The following is a 17,289-nucleotide window of genomic DNA, read 5'->3' on the forward strand; positions in this document are numbered from 1 at the left end:
GTCGACCACGACCACCCGGGTGACGCTCACGCGGGGTCCCAGCCGAGGGTCGCGCCGCCGAGCACGTGGCCGTGCACGTGGAAGACCGTCTGCCCGGCCTTCTCACCGGTGTTGAAGATGAGGCGGTACTCGCCGTCGCACTCGGCGTCCGCGATCTGCTGGGCCACGACTGCCATCTCCGCGAGCACCTCGGGGATCTCGCGCGCCGCGGCGGCGACGTTCGGCACGTGCGTGCGCGGGGCCACGAGGACGTGGACGGGGGCCTTGGGCGAGATGTCGCGGAACGCGACGACGTTGTCCGTCTCGACGACCCTCGTCGACGGGATCTCCCCCGCGATGATCTTGCAGAAGATGCAGTCCGTGGTGCTCATCCCCCTAGCGTAGTGACCGCTCGGGGACCCGGGTGGCCTCAGGAGGCCGCGCCCGGACGGGACCAGTGCCCCCGCAGCGCGCCGAGCGCGGCAAGAGCCGCGGGGCCCGCCGAGGAGGCGCGCAGCACGTGCGGGCCGAGCACCACCGCGATGGCGCCGGCCGCGGTCAGGGCGTCGAGCTCCGCGTCGGAGATGCCACCCTCGGGCCCCACGATCATCCACACCGGCTGGTCGGGGTCCGCCCATGCGAGGTCGGCGAGCGCCGCGGTCGCGGCCTCATGCAGCACGAGCACGCGCGCGCCGGCGTCGACCGCCTCGCGCACGCGCGCCGCGAGCTGCTTGGTGGTCGCCGCATCGTCCACGGACGGGACGAGCGCGCGACGGCTCTGCTTGGCCGCCGCGAGGGCGAGCGAGGACCACTTCTCGCGACCCTTGGCCGCCTTGGGTCCGCGCCACTGCACGATCGCGCGGTCGGACGCCCACGGGACGATGCGGGTGACGCCCAGCTCCACCGCCGCCTCGACCGCCTGCTCGTCGCGGCCGCCCTTGGCGAGCGCCTGGACCAGCGTGCTGTCGGGATCGAGGTCGCGGCTCACGGCCTCGATCCTGACCTCCATCCACCGATCGCCCGAGGCGACGAGCACGCCGCTCGCGCGAGCGCCCGCGCCGTCGACCACGTCGATGCGCTCGCCCGCCTGACGGCGCTGGACCGTGACGGCGTGGCGCGCCTCGTCGCCCTCGACGCGGAGCACGCCGCCGGCCGCCGCGGTCGCGGCGGCCGGGTCGACGAACACCGGGGCGGTCACCCCTAGCGGCCCTTGAACGCGTCCTTGAGGCGCGAGAACACGCCGCCGCCGAGCGGGGCGAGACGTGCCTCGGGAGCCTCCTCGCCGCGCAGCGCGGCGAGCTGCCGCAGCAGCTCCTCCTGCTCCTCGGTGAGCTCGGTCGGGGTCACCACGTCGAGGTGCACGAAGAGGTCGCCGCGCCCCTGGCGCTGCAGGCGCCCCACGCCGAGGCCCTTGAGCCTCACCGTCGAGCCCGCGTGCGTGCCGGGGCGGACGTCGACCTCCTGCTGACCGTCGAAGGTCTCGACGGAGAGCACCGTGCCGAGCGCGGCCGCGGTCATCGGCACCTCGAGGGTGCAGTGCAGGTCGGAGCCGCGGCGCTCGAACACCGCGTGCGCCCGTTCGCGGATCTCGATGTAGAGGTCGCCCTTCTGCCCGCCCGCGACGCCGGCGTCGCCGACGCCGGTCATGCGGATGCGGGTGCCGGTCTCGACGCCCGCCGGGATGTCGACGCTCACCGTGTGCCGCGCGTGCGTGCGGCCCTGGCCCGAGCACTCGGTGCACGGGGTCTCGATGGTCGAGCCGTAGCCGCCGCAGGTCGGGCACGGCGCCGTGGTCATGACGTTGCCCAGCAGCGAGCGCGCGACGCGCTGCACCGAGCCCGAGCCGTTGCACTGGCGGCAGCCGGTGGGCTGGGTGCCCGGGGCGCAGCACGAGCCGTGGCACGTCGAGCAGACGTCCGCGAGGTCCACCTGGATCTCGCGGGTGACGCCGAACACGGCCTCCTCGAGCGTGATCTCCGTGTGCACGAGCGTGTCGCCGCCGCGCTGCGTGCGCGTCGCCGGGCCCCGCTGCTGCTGCCCGAACGGACCCGCGCCGCCGCCGAAGAACGTCTCGAAGATGTCCTCGAAGCCGAAGCCCTGCGGGCCGCCGGCGCCGCCGGAGGCCGAGCGCGGGTCGACGCCGCGGTCGTACTGCGCGCGCTTGTCGGCGTTGCCGAGCACGTCGTACGCGGCCGCGACCTCCTTGAAGCGCTCCTCGCCCTCCGCCCCCGCGACATCGGGGTGCAGCTCGCGCGCGAGCTTGCGATACGCCTTCTTGATCTCGGCCTCGGAGGCGTCCCGGGAGACGCCGAGCGTGCCGTAGTAGTCCTTCACCTAGAGCTCCACCACTTTCGACAGATAGCGGGCGACGGCACGCACGGCGGCCATCGTCCCTGGGTAATCCATGCGGGTCGGCCCGAGCGCGCCCACGAGGGACGCGGCGTCACGGCCGTACGCCGCGGCGACGATCGACGTGCGCGACAGCGCCTCGTGATGCGTCTCGGCGCCGATGCGGACGGTGACATCGTCCCCCTCGGCCGCCATCTCATGCAACAGCCTGAGGAGCACCACCTGCTCCTCGAGCGCGTCGAGCACCGGGGCGATCGTCGTCGCCTCGAGGCCCGAGCCTGCACGTGCGAGGTTCGACGCCCCCGCGAAGACCACGCGCTCGACGGTGCCGCCGCGCGTCGCGGCCACCACCACATCGGCCACGGCGCCGGCCCACGGTACCTGGTCCGGGGCCTGCGCCCACAACGTCAGCGCGGCCTCGAGCCGCGCGCCGCTGAGCCCGTGCGCGGTCGCGTTGACCTCGCGCACCGCCCTCTCGAACGCATCGTCCGACGTCGCCTCGCCGAGCGCGATGCTCTGCTGCTCGACCCGCGCGTCCGCGGAGACCACCACCACGAGGGCGTGCTCGGCGCCCATGCGCACGATCTCGATGCGCCGCACCGAGGACTCGCGCAGCGACGGGTACTGCACCACCGCGACCTGGCGGGTGAGCTGGCTGAGCAGGCGCACCGAGCGCTCGACCACGTCGTTGAGGTCGACCGCGTCGGACAGGAAGGTGCCGATGGCGCGACGATGCGCGTCCGAGAGGGCGGAGGCCGCGAGCTGATCCACGAACGAGCGGTAGCCCTTGTCCGTGGGGATGCGGCCGGCGGAGGTGTAGGGCTGCGCGATGAGCCCCTCCTCCTCGAGGATCGCCATGTCGTTGCGGATCGTCGCCGACGAGACGCCCAGCTCGCGCTGCTCGGCGAGCGCCTTGGAGCCCACGGGCTCGTGGGTGGCGACGTATCCCTCCACGATCGCGTGGAGCACGGCGCGACGACGTTCCTCGCTCACGGTCCCTCCTGGCACTCGGGCTCGATGAGTGCTAATCGTATCGCGGTGCGCGGACGCCCCCGCCGAGCCCACGGCGCGCCCTTGGGAATCCGCTCCGGGACCTGGGCGTTACGAGGCATGTCTCACTACGATCGAAGCAGGGGCCGCACCAGCCGCGGCCCGCATCGACCTCCACGAAAGGACGTGCCATGACCGAGAACCCGACTCCCCCGGCCTCCCCGAGCGGCGCCTCGAGCGATACGACGCTCGCCACCGTCGCGCACGCGACCGTGTTCACCGGCTTCCTCGTCCCGCTCATCCTGTGGCTCATCGGACGCGACCGGAACCCGTTCATCGACACCGAGGGCAAGGAGGCGCTGAACTTCGGCATCCTCGTCACCATCGGCTACCTCGCGGCCAGCATCCTCGGCCAGATCGGGCTCGGCTTCTTCGGCTGGCTGCTCAACCTCGCGGTGTTCGTCATCGCGCTCGTCTTCGGCATCCAGGGCGCGATGGCGGCGAGCAAGGGCCAGGGCTACCGCTACCCGTTCACGCTGCGCCTCGTCTCGTAGGGGTCCTCCCCCGATCAAGATCAGGGCCCCGCTCCCCCTCCGGGTGGATGCGGGGCCCTCGTCGTACCTGGGAGCCTGGGGACATGAACGACACGACCTCACCCCAGACGCCCGAAGGCGGCACCCAGGTCCCGCCGCAGCAGCCCTCCGCGGGGCCCACGCCGCCGCCCTACGCTCCGCCCGCGCCGATGCTCGAGTCCCAGGCCCGCACCATCGCGATGCTCGTCCACATCCTCGCCGCGGCAGCGCTCATCCTCTCCGCCGGCACGCTCGCCTTCGTGGTGCCGCTGGTGATGTGGCTCATCTACCGCGAGCGCAGCGCGCTCATCGACTTCCACGGCAGGCAGAACCTCAACCTGCAGCTCACCTCGCTCGTGGTGTTCGCCGGAGGGATCCTCATCGGCGTCTTCACCCTCGGTGTCGGCCTCATCTTCACCGTGCCGCTCATGATCGTCTACGCGATCTACGTGATCGTCATCTCGATCATCGCGGGCGTCCGGGCGAACCGCGGCGAGTACTTCCCGATCCCGGTGACCATCCCGTTCATCCGCTGACGGCGGAGCGCAGCGCGCGCTTCACCACCGTCGCGAACACCGCGGACCCCTCGTCGTCGGGGTGGATCCCATCGGGGCCGAGGAGCCCGGGATCCGCCTCGACGGCGCGCTGCCAGTCGGCGAGCACCACGTTGTCGTGGCGCTTCGCGGCGGCGCGGACCTGCTTCTGCGAGCCGGCCATCCACGAGCGGTCGCCGTACGGCGTGACCAGCACCACGGTCCGGTCGCCGACCACGCGCAGCAGCCGGTCCATCTCCTCGGGCGTCACAGCTCCGTTGGTCCCGAGCGCGACCACCACGTAGGGGCGCAGGCGATCCTTACGCGCGAGCTGGGCGATGCGGTCGACGCCGACCGCGAACTGGCGCCCGACCTCGGCGTCCACCGCCACGCCCGGCAGCGCCTCCGCGAGCGCCGGAGCCGAGCCGAGCGTCACCGAGTCGCCGACCACCGTGATCTCCTTGCCCGCCGGCACCTTGCGGGGCGCGGGCGCCTCGTCCTCGGACGGGCCGTGGGCTGCCTCCTCGGCCGCCTCCTCGACCGTCTCCACGTCACGGATCGGGCCGTCCGCCTCGACCGCGCGGACCTCGCTCGCCGCCGACACGCTGCCGGTCTCATCACGCGCGCCGCCGGCCCGCGGCGGGAGCGGCTGCTCGACGGCCCCGCCGGTCGCGAACGGCCCACCGAACCAGGGCGCGGTGCCCTCGCCCGCTTCGCCTGCCTCGTCCGCCTCGAACGCCTCAGGCTCGGACACCGCGGCTTCGTACGCGACGGAGGCCGAGACGACGCTCGCGCCCGCCTCGAGCCGGCTCTCGAGCGCGGTCTGATGAGGCGCGGACGCCACCGCCGAGGTCGACAGCGCCACGGTCGCGGCGGCCGCGCCGCCCGCGAGCGCCGCGCGCCGCGCACGCGTGGCGTCGATCCCGCGGCCCTGCGCGACCTCGGGGCGCAGCCAGGCCTCGAGGGCGCGGAACGCCCCACGGAAGCCGAGGCGCCGCACGGGCGCCTCGATCCAGCGGTAGGACGCGGCCGCGATCGCGACGGTCGCCGCCGCGGTGAGAACGACGGCGAGCGGCGACGCCGAGGAGGGCGGACCCTGATCCACGGCCGCGGCGACGATGACGAGCAGCGGCCAGTGCCACAGGTAGATCCCGTAAGAACGGTCGCCGATCCAGCGCAGCGGCGCCGCGTCGAGCCGGCGTCCGACGCCCGGCACCGCGAGCACCGTCCCGATCACCGCGGCCGCGGCCACCGAGGCCGCGAGCAGCCCGCCGCGGTACGTCCACGGAGCGTCCCAGGGCATGAGAAGCGCGAGCGCCGCGATCACGGCCGCGCCTGCCGCACCCGCGCCGAGCGCCGCGGTGCGGGTCGCGCCCGTGGGCCTGCGCGCCTGGCCGCCACGCCACGCGAACGCGAGGGCGGCGCCGAGCATGAGCCCGAACGCATGGGTGTCGGTGCCCATGTAGGCGCGCGTCGGGTCGGCGCCGGCGGCGGCGAACGCCATCGCCACCGCCGAGCAGGCGGCGAGCAGCGCGGCCGCCCAGGCCGCCCGGCGCGCGGCGACGCCCCACGCGAGCACACCCATGACGACGAGCGGCCACAGCAGGTAGAACTGCTCCTCGACCGCGAGCGACCACAGATTCTCGAAGAGGCGCGGCGTCGCCGAGGTCGCGTACCCCTGGCCGAGCGCGACCGTCACCCAGTTGCTGGTGAACGTCGCCGCCGCTCCGAGCTGCACGCCGACTCCGACCAGGAGATCGCCCCAGAGGGATCCGGCCGCGGGCTGGCCGCGCACCTGCAGCACGGTGATCGCGAGCCCGACCAGCGCGGTGGTGCCCACCACCGTGAGCACGAGCGCCGGGCCCAGGCGCCGGAGGCGATGCATCCAGAACGTCCGCAGGGACAGGCGGCCGCGCGCGGCGTGCTCGCGCAGCAGGATCGTGGTGATGAGGAAGCCCGAGAGCACGAAGAACATGTCGACGCCGATGAAGCCGCCCGGCAGCGCGGCAGGCACGAGGTGGAAGCCCACCGCGAGGATGACGGCGATCGCACGCAGACCGTCGAGCCCGGCGATGCGGCGGGGTCCTGCGTCCGTCCGCTGCTCGGGGCGCGCGAGGGCGCGCACAGGTGTCTGAGTGCTGATGATCGTGCCGGCGGCCGGACGGGCCGCCGCTCCTGTCGGGGATGAGGGCACTTCAGGATACGAGCGTTTCCTGCACCCATTGACACGGCTCGCCCGCGTGGCGGGCGCACCCGGGCACGGACCTGGGACGTCGCTACGTGAGGCTGCGCACCACGAGGTCGGCGAGCAGCCGTCCGCGGCGCGTGAGCCGCAGGGTGCCGCGCAGCGCCGCGGCGCCGTCGACCAGCTCGTCGGCGATGAGCCGCGAGACCGCCTCGGCGCGGCCCTCGACGCTCTCGACCGGCACTCCGTCGCGCAGCCGCAGCCGCAGCATGACCTCCTCGAGCCGGAGGTCTTCGGCGCTGAGCTCCTCGCCATCGGCCTCGGGGCTCTCCCCCGCCGCGAGCCTCGCCGCGTACGCGCGCGGGTGCTTGACGTTCCACCAGCGGCGCGCGGCGACCTCCTCGCCGTCGACGACGTGCGGACCCAGGTACGAGTGCGCGCCGGGGCCGATGCCCCACCAGTCCTGGCTGCGCCAGTACGCGAGGTTGTGCCGGCAGCGGTCGCCGGGCTCGCGCGCCCAGTTCGACACCTCATACCAGGAGTAGCCCGCCTGGGTCAGCAGGGTGTCGGCGAGCTCGTACATGTCCGCCTGGACGTCCGGATCGGTGGCCGCGACCTCGCCGCGGCGGAGCTGCGCCCCCATGCGGGTGCCGGGCTCGATGACGAGCGCGTACGCGCTGACGTGGTCGGGCTCGAGCGCGATCACCGCCTCGAGGCTCGCGCGCCAGTCGGCGAGCGACTCGCCGGGCGTGCCGTAGATGAGGTCGAGGCTCACCTTGAGACCCGCGTCCCGCGCCCACGTGACGGCGCGCTCGACGTTGGCCGGGTTGTGGGTGCGGTCGAGCGTCGCGAGCACATGAGGCACGGCCGACTGCATCCCGAAGCTCACGCGCGTGAAGCCCGCGCGGGCGAGCGCGTGCAGCGACTCCCGCGTGACCGAGTCGGGGTTCGCCTCGGTGGTGACCTCCGCGTCGGCGCTCAGGCCCCAGGTCCCGCGCACCCCGTCGAGGAGCGCGATGAGCGCGGCCGAGTCGAGCATCGTCGGCGTGCCGCCGCCGAAGAACACGGTCCGGACGCTGCGCGCGTCGCCCCGCATCGTGCCGCGCGCGAGCGCAAGCTCCTGCAGCGCCGCCTCGACGTAGCCCTCACGGGTCGCGCCCTCGACCTCGCCCGGAGCGTAGGTGTTGAAGTCGCAGTAGCCGCAGCGCACGGCGCAGAAGGGGACGTGGATGTAGACGCCCAGGTCCCTCATCCCAGCACTGTTGGCCATAACGCCATCATGCCTGGTCTGCGCCGATTCCGCCGCCTCGGACGGAGGCATGCTACTTCTTCTTGCCCTTGTCCGAGCCGTCGTCGGAGGTGGACAGCGCCGCGATGAACGCCTCGGGCGGCACCTCGACCGAGCCGATGTTCTTCATGCGCTTCTTTCCGGCCTTCTGCTTCTCGAGCAGCTTGCGCTTGCGCGAGATGTCTCCGCCGTAGCACTTGGCGAGCACGTCCTTGCGGATCGCACGGATGGTCTCGCGCGCGATGATGCGCGAGCCGATGGCGGCCTGGACCGGCACCTCGAACTGCTGGCGGTCGATGAGGTCCTTGAGCTTCGACACCATCGACAGGCCGTACGAGTAGGCCTTGTCCTTGTGGACCACGGCGCTGAAGGCGTCGACCTGCTCGCCCTGGAGCAGGATGTCCACCTTGACGAGGTCCGCGACCTGGTCGCCCGCGGGCTCGTAGTCGAGCGAGCCGTAGCCGCGCGTGCGCGACTTGAGCTGGTCGAAGAAGTCGAAGACCACCTCGGCGAGCGGCAGCGTGTAGTGCATCTCGACGCGGGTGTCGGACAGGTAGTTCATGGTGCCCATCTGGCCGCGACGCTCCTGGCACAGCTCCATGACGGTGCCGATGAACTCGCTCGGCACCAGGATCGAGGCCTTGACCACGGGCTCGCGGACCGCGGCGACCTTGCCGCCGGGGAACTCCGACGGGTTGGTGACGGTGTGGACCTTGCCGTCCTCCATCTCGACCTCGTAGACCACGTTGGGGGCGGTCGAGATGAGGTCGATGCCGAACTCGCGCTCGAGGCGGTCGCGGACGATCTCGAGGTGCAGCAGGCCGAGGTAGCCGCAGCGGAAGCCGAAGCCGAGCGCGACCGAGCTCTCGGGCTCGTAGACCAGCGAGGCGTCGTTGAGCTGGAGCTTGTCGAGCGCGTCGCGGAGGATCGGGAAGTCGGAGCCGTCGAGCGGGAACAGGCCCGAGTAGACCATCGGCTTGGGGTCGCGGTAGCCGCCCAGGGACTCCTCGGCGCGACGATGCGCGAGGGTGACCGTGTCACCGACCTTGGACTGGCGCACGTCCTTCACGCCCGTGATGAGGTAGCCGACCTCGCCCACGCCGAGGCCCTTGGTGGGCTTGGGCTCGGGGCTGATGACGCCGATCTCGAGCAGGTCGTGCGTCGCGAGGGTCGACATCATGGCGATCTTCTCGCGCGGCTTGAGCGAGCCGTCGACCACGCGGACGTAGGTGACCACGCCGCGGTAGGTGTCGTACACGGAGTCGAAGATCATCGCGCGGGTGGGGGCGTCCGCGTCGCCCACGGGCGCGGGGATGTCGCGCACCACGCGGTCGAGCAGCTCGGGGACGCCGGCGCCGGTCTTGCCGGAGACCCGCAGCACGTCCTCGACCTCGCAGCCGATGAGCTGCGCGAGCTCCGCGGCGTAGCGGTCCGGGTCGGCGGACGGCAGGTCGATCTTGTTGAGCACCGGGATGATGGTGAGGTCGTTCTCCATCGCGAGGTAGAGGTTCGCGAGGGTCTGCGCCTCGATGCCCTGCGCGGCGTCGACCAGCAGGATCGCGCCCTCGCATGCGGCGAGCGAGCGCGAGACCTCGTACGTGAAGTCGACGTGGCCGGGGGTGTCGATCATGTTGAGCGCGTGGGGCTCGTCGTCGACCGCCCACGGCATGCGCACGGCCTGCGACTTGATGGTGATGCCGCGCTCGCGCTCGATGTCCATGCGGTCGAGGTACTGCGCCTTCATCTGACGCGCCTCGACGACGCCGGTGAGCTGCAGCATGCGATCCGCGAGCGTCGACTTGCCGTGGTCGATGTGCGCGATGATGCAGAAGTTGCGGATGAGCGCCGGGTCGGTGGCGGCGGGCTCGATGCGGGGATCTGCAGACACGGTGATGACGGTTCCTCGGGTTTGTCGACGGGGGTGCAGGCCATTCTCCCACGACACGGACGTGAGTCGAGGCGATCGTCCGGCCTACAGCATCCCGAGAACGCGCCGATACAGTGTGAGGAGCGTCACACGGCGTGCGCGCTCCCGACATGGAGGGAGGAGCGCGGATGACGGAGTCGGAGATGTTCCGCCCCGCGTTCGACGGCTCGCCGATCGGCATGGTCGTCCTGGGACCCGACGGCGCGCTGCTCGACGTCAACGGCGCCTTCGCGCGCATCGTCGGCAGGACCGTCGCCGCGCTGCGCACCTACCGGCTGCGCGACCTCACGCACCCCGACGACATCCCGCGCGACGAGGAGCTGCGCTGGCAGCTCGACAGCGGCGAGCTGCCGTACTTCCAGGCCCAGACGCGGCTGATCCACCGCAGCGGCGACGCGGTGTGGACCCGCATGACGGTCTCCCCCGTCACGAGCGAGGACGGCGTGCAGCGCTACCTCGCGCACGTCGAGGACATCACGGAGATCCGCCGCGCGAAGGACCTGCTCGAGCGCCGCGCGCTGTACGACCACCTCACCGGCCTCGCCAACCGCACGCTGCTGCTCGACCGCCTCGAGGCCGCCCTCGAGGCGCGGCGCACCGATGCGCACACGGTCGCCTGCGTGTTCCTCGACGTCGACCACTTCAAGGTCGTCAACGACTCGCTGGGCCACGAGGCCGGCGACACCCTGCTCCAGGAGATCGCGCGGCGCATCAAGGGCGCCGTGCGGCCCGGCGACACCGTCGCGAGGCTCGGCGGCGACGAGTTCGTGGTGATCCTCGAGTCGATCCCCACCCAGGAGGCCGCCGAGGCCTTCCTCACCGTCCTCGCCGCGGACATCCAGGTGCCGTTCACCGTGAGCGGGCACGAGGTGGTGCCCACCGTCAGCGTCGGACTCGCGCTCGCGGAGCCCGAGATCAGCGCCGAGAGCCTGCTGCGCAACGCGGACACCGCGATGTACGCGGCGAAGCAGCGCGGCCGCGCCCGCGTCGAGGTCTTCACCACCGAGCTGCGCTCGCACGCGCTCAACAAGCTGTCGATCGAGGCGGAGCTGCGCACCGCGATCCGCGAGGGCGAGCTGGTGGTCCACTACCAGCCGATCGTGCGGCTCGACACCGCCGAGGTGGTGGCGTACGAGGCGCTCGTGCGATGGAACCACCCCAACCGCGGGCTGCTGCTCCCCGACGAGTTCATCGAGATCTGCGAGGAGGCGAACCTCGTCGTCCCGCTCGGCGCGTTCGTCATCACCGAGGCGTGCGAGTTCATCGCCGCACATCCGGAGTACACCGGGCGCGTCTTCGTCAACGTGTCGACGCGTCAGATCGGCTCCGCCGACCTCACCCGCGTGGTGACGGCCGCGCTCGACGCCACGGGCATCGACCCGTCGCGGCTCGGCCTCGAGATCACCGAGTCCGGCATGCTCATCGCCACCCAGGCGGCGCGCTCCGACCTCGACGGCCTCACCGCGCTCGGCATCGACCTCATCATCGACGACTTCGGGACGGGCTACTCCGCGCTGTCCTCGGTGCTGCTCAACCCCGTGTCCGGCATCAAGCTCGCGCGCGAGTTCACGCTGCGCCTAGGCGACCGCGGCACGGGCGACCGCATCTCCACCACGGTCGCGACGCTCACCCGCAGCCTGCACATGTCGGGCGTGATCGAGGGGGTCGAGTCGGAGGCCCAGCGCTCGATCGCTCGTCAGCACGGCTGGCAGCTGGGACAGGGCTTCCTCTTCGGGCACGCCCGTCCCGCCGACGAGCTCGACCTCGGCGGCCCCGCTCTCATGGCGGGCACGCACGACGGACCGGTACCGTCGGCTGGGTGAGCTCCCTCGTCGACCTGATCCGGCGCATCGTCCGTGCGATCCGATCGACGCCCCACCCCGCGGCCGGCCGCGGCGCGGCCCCCGTCGCGACCCGCTACCCCGGAGACTTCACCGGCCGCCCGCGCGTGAGCTACTCCCCGACCAAGGGAGGCGACCCCGAGCCGGGCGAGATCGTGTGGACGTGGGTGCCGTTCGAGGAGGACCACGCTCAGGGCAAGGACCGCCCCGTGCTGCTCATCGGCCGCGACGGTCGCTGGCTGCTCGCGCTCATGCTCACGAGCAAGGATCATGACCTCGACGCCGCCCAGGAGGCCCGCTGGGGGCGGTACTGGATGGACATCGGCTCCGGTCCGTGGGATTCTCGTGGTCGGCCGAGCGAGGTCCGCCTCGACCGGATCGTGCGCGTCGACCCCGCGGGGGTGCGACGCGAGGGCGCGATCCTCGACCGCAGGACGTTCGAGAAGGTGGCCGGTTCGCTCAAGGACCGCCATCCCTGATATGATGTCCGTTCGTGTGTGAGCGCGCCTGCTCGCGCCCCACCCATAAGTTTTCACCTGAACGTAGAAGGATCGCTGTGGCTAACATCAAGTCGAAGATCAAGCGCATCGGCACCAACGAGAAGTCGCGCCTGCGCAACGTTGCCGTCAAGTCGGAGCTCAAGACCAACGTGCGCAAGGTGCGCGAGGCCATCGCCGCCGGCGACAAGGCCACCGCCGAGACCGCCCTCAAGACCGCCTCCGTCAAGCTCGACAAGGCCGTGTCGAAGGGTGTCATCCACAAGAACCAGGCCGCGAACCGCAAGTCGGCGCTGGCCAAGCAGGTCGCCGCGCTCTGACGACCGCTCGTACGAACGCCCCGCATCGCGCAAGCGATCGGGGCGTTTGTGCTTTATCGGGGGTTCGTGGATAGTCTTGGAAATGTGAACCTTCACGCGGCACCGCAGCTGTGGCAGACCACCCTCCCGTCCGGTCTGCCGCCGCGCGCGCTGGTGGGGCGCCAGGGCATCTTCACCCGCGACGGCGATCCGCGCGGGCACGAGCTCCTCTACCGCGCGGAGCACCCCGCGCCGACCTCGGTCGACCGGTGGTCGGCCGAGGACCAGGACCGCGCGACCGAGCACGTGATCGCGGCGACCTTCTTCCGGCATCCCGACATCACCGCTCCCCTGCCCGCGTTCGTGAACTTCACCGGCACCTACCTGCTGTCGAGGGCCGTCGAGCGCGAGTGCGACCCGGGCCGGGTGGTGATCGAGATCGTGGAGTCCGTCGAGGTGGACGCCGCGCTGCTCGAGCGGATCGCGTCGCTCAAGGCGCAGGGCTTCGCCATCGCGATCGACGACTTCGTGGGCTCGTCGTGCCAGATGCGCCTGCTGCCGCTCGCCGACTACGTCAAGATCGACTGGCGCGACCTGCTCCGCGTGGGCGCCGGCCTCGTCGACGCCGCGCGCGCCTACGGCGCCCTGCTGGTGGCCGAGCGGGTCGAGGACGATGCGATCCTCGCGGAGTGCATCCGCCTGGGCTTCGACCTCTACCAGGGTTGGCACTTCGAGCGCGCCGTCACCTTCGATCGCGGCGACCGCGACCTCGCCCCCGCGCTCGTCTGAGCGGCGACGTCCGTCAGGACGCGAGCTCGGCGACCGTCCGCACCGCGCGCTCGAGCGCGAACCCGGGCGCGCGTGAGGCGCCCTTGATCTCCGCGTCCGCGCGCGCGACGGCCTGCACGGCGAGCGCGAGCGAGTCCGCGTCCCAGCGGCGCAGGTCGCGTCGCGCGCGCTCCTCCTGCCATGGCTGGATGCCCAGCTCCTTGAGCGTCACCCCCCTGCCGCGCGCCGCAGCGACCTTGATGAGGGTGCGGAGCTTCGAGGCGAGCGCGGCGATGAGCGGGACGGGATCCGTGCCGGTCGCGAGGGCATGCCTCACGAGGGCGATGGCGTCGGCGGTGCGTCCGGCGATCGCCGCATCGGCGACGTTGAAGCCCGTCGCGTTGACGCGCGTGCCGTAGTAGCGCGTCACGGCGGCCTCGTCGAGCGGTCCCTCGACGTCGGTCACCAGCTGCGCGCATGCCGCCGCGAGCTCCGCGACGTCCTCGCCGATCGCGTCGACGAGCGCGCGCACGGCACGCGCCTGCGCCGGCCTGCCCGCACGCTCGAACTCGCCCGTCGCGAAGTCGACGAGCTCCGCGTCCTTCCTGATCGCGGGGCACGTGTACTCGGGGGTCTTGGCCTTGCGGAGCGTGTCGAGCAGCCGCTTGCCCCGCACCCCGCCGCCGTGGACCATGACGACCACGCATTCGGGATCGGGACGCTCGACGTAGGCGAGCGCGTCCTGGAGGAAGTCGTCGTTCATCGACTCGAGCGCGTCGACCACCACGAGCCCCGGCTCCGCGAACAGCGACGGGCTGGTGGCCCCGGCGAGCCCGCCCTTCGCGTACCCCGCCGCGTCGAGCCGGGTGAGCTCGATGCCGCCGCTCTCACGCATGGCAGCGGTGATGCGCTCCACCGCGCGCGCGGCGAGGAGCTTCTCGGGCCCCGAGACCAGCACCACGGGCGCCGGCGCCGCGCGGTACCAGGTCGCCTGAGGTGCCTGCCGGGATCCCTGACGTGCTGCCATGGGCACTAGGGTGCCACGGGGCTGCGACACCGCCGGACCAGGGTGGGCGCGCCGTCGCGCGCGCCGAGCACGATGTCGCCGCACAGGTCGGTGCGCAGCACGGTCGCGCCTCCCCCGCCGTAGAGCGCGACCGTCTCGGGCGCGGGGTGACCGTGATCGTTGTCCGCGCCGACGGACACGAGCGCGACGGGTGACGCGAGCGCCTCGGCGAGCACGGAGGCCTGCGCCGCGGAGCCGTGATGCGCCACCTTCACCACGTCCGCGCCGGCGAGCCTCGGCACCCGCGCGAGCCTCAGCTGACCGTCGACCTCGAGATCCCCCAGGGCGATCATCGTGAGGCCCTCGGCATCGATACGCACCACCGTCGACGAGTCGTTGACCTCGGTGCCGTCGCGGCTGCGCGGCGTGGGCCCGGTCTGCAGCACCTCCACCCGGACGCCCCCGCCCTCCCACGCCTCCCCCGTCGCGGGGACGGCCGCGGACAGCCCCGCGACGGCCTCGAGCGTGCCGTTCGCTGGAGCCTGGGGCAGCCACACGTGCGCGATCTGCGCGACCTCGCGCACCTCGCGGAGACCGCCGGTGTGGTCGGCATGCTCGTGCGAGAGCACCAGGAGGTCGATCCGGTCGACGCCGAGACGCTCGAGGCAGCGCGCCGCGGCGTCGCCCGGCGGACCGACGTCGATCATCGCCGTCGCGCCGTCGGAGCGGACGAGGATCGCGTCGCCCTGCCCCACGTCGCACACCACGACGGTCCAGCCGTCGATCGCACCGCCCCATCGTTCGGGGATCCAGCGCGGCGGCGCATGCAGCAGCACCGTGGCGAGCATGGCCGCGGCGGCGGCGAGCCGCCAGCGCCGCCCGGCGAGACGTGCGGCGCCCACGGTCGCGGCGAGGACGCATGCACCGAGCAGGACCCCGCGGACCCCGGTCGCCGACCCTGCCTCGCCTCCGGGGGCCGCGGTGAAGGCGCGGGCCGCGATCACCACGGGCCACGCGCACCACGCCGCGCCATGTGCGAGAAGCGCGGCGACCGCGGGCGCGGGACCCGCGAGCACCAGCCCGGCCACGCCGAGCAGGGTCACGGGCACCGCGAACGGCGTTGCGACGGCGTTCGCCGCGACCGCCCAGGGCCCGACCTCGGCGTCGATGAGCGCGAGGATCGGCAGGCACGCCGCCTGCGCCGCGAGCGTGAGCGCGGCGACGTCGGCCAAGGGTGCGCGCACCACGCGCCGGAGGCGGGCGGAGAGCGCGGGGGCGAGCTGCGCGATGGCCGCGACGGAGGCGACGGACAGCGCGAGCCCGGCGTCGGTGGCGAGCTCCGGCCGCATCAGCAGCAGCACGATCACGGCGGCGGCCAGCGCCGGCATCGGCTGACCGCGCCGCCCCGCCACGAGCGCTCCGGCGGCGACGCCGGCCATCACGAGCGCCCGCAGCACGGACCCTCCCCCGCTGACGGTCGCCGCGAAGGCGACGCAGCCCGCCAGCGTGAGCCCGGCGACCACGACGGGCGAGGCCCGCGCGCGGCGCAGCACCGCGCCCAGGCCGGCGGCGAGGATCGCGAAGTGCGCGCCCGAGACCGCGGTGAGATGCGCGAGACCCGCGCCGCGGAGCTGTGCGACCAGCTCCTCCGGCATGCCCGCGGTGTCGCCGAGGACCATCCCGGCGACCACCGGAGCCGTCCGCGTCCCCACGCCGTCGAGGACGGCCTCGAAGTCCGACCTCGCGCGCGCCACCGCCGCCCGCCACCCGCGGGGCGGCGAGGCCCGTGCCCAGGACGCGTCCAGCAGCGCGTCGACCGTGCCGCCGGTCGCCGAGGTCAGGGTGCCGCGGACCGTCATCTCGGCGCCGAGGCCGGACTCCGCCGCACCGTCGACGACCACCACCACGGTGCCGCGACCGCGCCGCCAGGCCCCGCCCGGCTCGCTCCACCGCGCGATCTCGAGGCGCACCGCGGCGCGCGGCTCGCCACGACGCACCTCGAGCGCGCGCGACCGGCTCACCGCGCCCTCCACCTCGACGACCTCGCCGAGATGCGCGGGGATCCACGCGCGGGCCTGGACGGCCTGCGTCGCGACGATCCCGCTCGCCGACGCCGCGACCGCGGCGAGCGCGAGAACCGGCGCGATCGACGCGCGCGTACGCGGTGCCGCCGCCGCGGCCAGCCCGACGACGCCCCAGGCCGCCGCCATCGCCACGGCCGCGCGGACGTCCGCGTTCCACGCCGTGAGCGCGACGGACCACACCGCGAGCGCCGCGGGCACGAGGCGCAGGTCGCCCCACCCCGGGATCACGTGGTGGCCACCTCCTCGAGGGACGCGACCACCGCGGGACCGACCCCGGAGACGCGCGCGAGGTCCTCGAGCGTGAGGAACGGGCCGTGGGCCTCGCGGTCGGCGACGATGCGCGCGGCCAGCACCGGGCCGATCCCGGGCAGGGCCTCGAGCGCCGCGGCGTCGGCGCTGTTGAGGTTGACGCGCGCGCCCGCCGCGGCACCTGCGGCTGCAGCCCCGGCGCCCCCGCCCGTGGCTCCCTCCTCCACCACGGCGCCCACGATGATGTGCTCGCCATCCACGACGGGGCGCGCGAGGTTCACGGAGGACTCGTCCGCCTTGCGACCGAGACCGCCTGCCGCCAGCACCGCGTCCACGACGCGGGCGTCGGAGGGCACCGTCACCAGCCCCGGCTCCGCCACGGCACCGCTCACGTGCACCACCACGGTCGCCGCCCTCGCGTCGGACCCCGTCGGCGTCGCCGACTCCCCCGGCGACGCGCTCGCCTCCCCCACCAGCGGCGCGGCGGGCTCCCCGCGCAGCCCCCACCACGCCACCGCCGCGAGCAGCGCGATCGCCGCGATCGCGCTCAGCGCCGTGCGGGGGTCGAGCCGCCAGCGCGTCGCACGCGGCTCAGGCGGGTCGCTGCCGTGCCCGGCCGCGTACGCCCGCGCGGCGGCTTCGCGCACGCCGACCGTCCAGCGGGTGCGCACGTCCTCGGAGGGGTCCATGGCGGGGACGCTAGGGACCGCGACGCGGCCGCT

General features: G+C 73.3%; 16 protein-coding genes. 6 read left to right on the forward strand and 10 right to left on the reverse strand.

What is annotated here, in order from left to right; all coding sequences use genetic code 11:
- Window positions 1-26: 26 nt before the first annotated feature.
- Genes TR42_RS02740 through hrcA form a run of 4 tightly spaced genes read right to left on the reverse strand, consistent with a single transcriptional unit; the run spans window position 27 to window position 3,321 of the window.
- The gene (locus tag TR42_RS02740) at window positions 27-371 is read right to left on the reverse strand and encodes a histidine triad nucleotide-binding protein (protein WP_042212805.1); all 345 of its coding nucleotides are present in this window, start codon (window positions 369-371) and stop codon (window positions 27-29) included.
- Window positions 372-409: 38 nt separating this feature from the next.
- Window positions 410-1,177 (reverse strand): 16S rRNA (uracil(1498)-N(3))-methyltransferase, encoded by a 768-nt coding sequence (locus tag TR42_RS02745; protein ID WP_042212807.1) that lies wholly within the window; start codon window positions 1,175-1,177, stop codon window positions 410-412.
- A 2-nt stretch (window positions 1,178-1,179) separates the two neighbouring features.
- Window positions 1,180-2,313, reverse strand: a complete 1,134-nt coding sequence (dnaJ, locus tag TR42_RS02750) for a molecular chaperone DnaJ (RefSeq protein WP_042212809.1) — start codon at window positions 2,311-2,313, stop codon at window positions 1,180-1,182.
- Complete coding sequence (hrcA, locus tag TR42_RS02755) at window positions 2,314-3,321, reverse strand: heat-inducible transcriptional repressor HrcA (RefSeq protein ID WP_042212811.1); 1,008 nt, start codon at window positions 3,319-3,321, stop codon at window positions 2,314-2,316.
- A 188-nt stretch (window positions 3,322-3,509) separates the two neighbouring features.
- On the opposite strand from hrcA, the gene TR42_RS02760 reads away from it, so the two are divergent.
- Complete coding sequence (locus TR42_RS02760) at window positions 3,510-3,872, forward strand: DUF4870 domain-containing protein (RefSeq protein WP_042212812.1); 363 nt, start codon at window positions 3,510-3,512, stop codon at window positions 3,870-3,872.
- 83 nt (window positions 3,873-3,955) lie between these two features.
- Window positions 3,956-4,426 carry a DUF4870 domain-containing protein gene (locus TR42_RS02765; RefSeq protein ID WP_042212814.1) on the forward strand — a complete coding sequence of 157 codons (471 nt, stop codon included), beginning with the start codon at window positions 3,956-3,958 and terminating at the stop codon, window positions 4,424-4,426.
- Here TR42_RS02765 and TR42_RS02770 read toward each other — a convergent pair.
- The 3 genes from TR42_RS02770 to lepA all read right to left on the reverse strand — a co-directional run bounded on the left by TR42_RS02770 (window position 4,416) and on the right by lepA (window position 9,784).
- A complete protein-coding gene (locus TR42_RS02770) occupies window positions 4,416-6,548 on the reverse strand; it encodes an acyltransferase family protein (protein ID WP_042212816.1) in 2,133 nt (710 codons plus the stop codon). The two genes, TR42_RS02765 and TR42_RS02770, sit on opposite strands and share 11 nt — an antisense overlap.
- 151 nt (window positions 6,549-6,699) lie before the next feature.
- Window positions 6,700-7,878 carry a radical SAM family heme chaperone HemW gene (hemW, locus tag TR42_RS02775; protein WP_236623305.1) on the reverse strand — a complete coding sequence of 393 codons (1,179 nt, stop codon included), beginning with the start codon at window positions 7,876-7,878 and terminating at the stop codon, window positions 6,700-6,702.
- 52 nt (window positions 7,879-7,930) lie between these two features.
- A complete protein-coding gene (lepA, locus tag TR42_RS02780; protein WP_236623307.1) occupies window positions 7,931-9,784 on the reverse strand; it encodes a translation elongation factor 4 in 1,854 nt (617 codons plus the stop codon).
- Window positions 9,785-9,951: 167 nt separating this feature from the next.
- Here lepA and TR42_RS02785 point away from each other — a divergent pair, with 167 nt between their 5' ends.
- The 4 genes from TR42_RS02785 to TR42_RS02800 all read left to right on the forward strand — a co-directional run bounded on the left by TR42_RS02785 (window position 9,952) and on the right by TR42_RS02800 (window position 13,249).
- A complete protein-coding gene (locus TR42_RS02785) occupies window positions 9,952-11,646 on the forward strand; it encodes a putative bifunctional diguanylate cyclase/phosphodiesterase (protein WP_052405528.1) in 1,695 nt (564 codons plus the stop codon).
- The gene (locus tag TR42_RS02790; RefSeq protein ID WP_042212819.1) at window positions 11,643-12,143 is read left to right on the forward strand and encodes a type II toxin-antitoxin system PemK/MazF family toxin; all 501 of its coding nucleotides are present in this window, start codon (window positions 11,643-11,645) and stop codon (window positions 12,141-12,143) included. The genes TR42_RS02785 and TR42_RS02790 overlap by 4 nt, the downstream gene beginning before the upstream one ends.
- A gap of 77 nt (window positions 12,144-12,220) precedes the next feature.
- Entirely contained in the window at window positions 12,221-12,481 is a 261-nt protein-coding gene (gene rpsT, locus TR42_RS02795) for a 30S ribosomal protein S20 (RefSeq protein ID WP_042212820.1), read from the forward strand.
- Between the two features lie 84 nt (window positions 12,482-12,565).
- A complete protein-coding gene (locus tag TR42_RS02800; RefSeq protein WP_052405529.1) occupies window positions 12,566-13,249 on the forward strand; it encodes an EAL domain-containing protein in 684 nt (227 codons plus the stop codon).
- Window positions 13,250-13,262: 13 nt separating this feature from the next.
- On the opposite strand, the gene holA is transcribed toward TR42_RS02800, so the two are convergent.
- Genes holA through TR42_RS15270 form a run of 3 tightly spaced genes read right to left on the reverse strand, consistent with a single transcriptional unit; the run spans window position 13,263 to window position 17,256 of the window.
- On the reverse strand, window positions 13,263-14,255 hold the full coding sequence (holA, locus tag TR42_RS02805; protein ID WP_042212822.1) for a DNA polymerase III subunit delta: 993 nt from the start codon (window positions 14,253-14,255) through the stop codon (window positions 13,263-13,265).
- A gap of 5 nt (window positions 14,256-14,260) precedes the next feature.
- On the reverse strand, window positions 14,261-16,546 hold the full coding sequence (locus tag TR42_RS02810) for a ComEC/Rec2 family competence protein (protein WP_052405530.1): 2,286 nt from the start codon (window positions 16,544-16,546) through the stop codon (window positions 14,261-14,263).
- Window positions 16,543-17,256 carry a ComEA family DNA-binding protein gene (locus TR42_RS15270; RefSeq protein ID WP_052405531.1) on the reverse strand — a complete coding sequence of 238 codons (714 nt, stop codon included), beginning with the start codon at window positions 17,254-17,256 and terminating at the stop codon, window positions 16,543-16,545. The genes TR42_RS02810 and TR42_RS15270 overlap by 4 nt, the downstream gene beginning before the upstream one ends.
- Between the last annotated feature and the right edge of the window lie 33 nt (window positions 17,257-17,289).

It is taken from the genome of Demequina mangrovi (assembly GCF_000759715.1).
Taxonomy (GTDB): domain Bacteria; phylum Actinomycetota; class Actinomycetes; order Actinomycetales; family Demequinaceae; genus Demequina; species Demequina mangrovi.

Bases quoted from the DNA above. Each gene is read 5' to 3' on its own strand.
- TR42_RS02765 (WP_042212814.1), top strand. From the start codon at position 3,956: ATGAACGACACGACCTCACCCCAGACGCCCGAAGGCGGCACCCAGGTC.
- holA (WP_042212822.1), bottom strand. From the start codon at position 14,255: ATGGCAGCACGTCAGGGATCCCGGCAGGCACCTCAGGCGACCTGGTAC.
- TR42_RS15270 (WP_052405531.1), bottom strand. From the start codon at position 17,256: ATGGACCCCTCCGAGGACGTGCGCACCCGCTGGACGGTCGGCGTGCGC.
- TR42_RS02785 (WP_052405528.1), top strand. From the start codon at position 9,952: ATGACGGAGTCGGAGATGTTCCGCCCCGCGTTCGACGGCTCGCCGATC.
- TR42_RS02740 (WP_042212805.1), bottom strand. From the start codon at position 371: ATGAGCACCACGGACTGCATCTTCTGCAAGATCATCGCGGGGGAGATC.
- hemW (WP_236623305.1), bottom strand. From the start codon at position 7,878: ATGGCCAACAGTGCTGGGATGAGGGACCTGGGCGTCTACATCCACGTC.
- TR42_RS02760 (WP_042212812.1), top strand. From the start codon at position 3,510: ATGACCGAGAACCCGACTCCCCCGGCCTCCCCGAGCGGCGCCTCGAGC.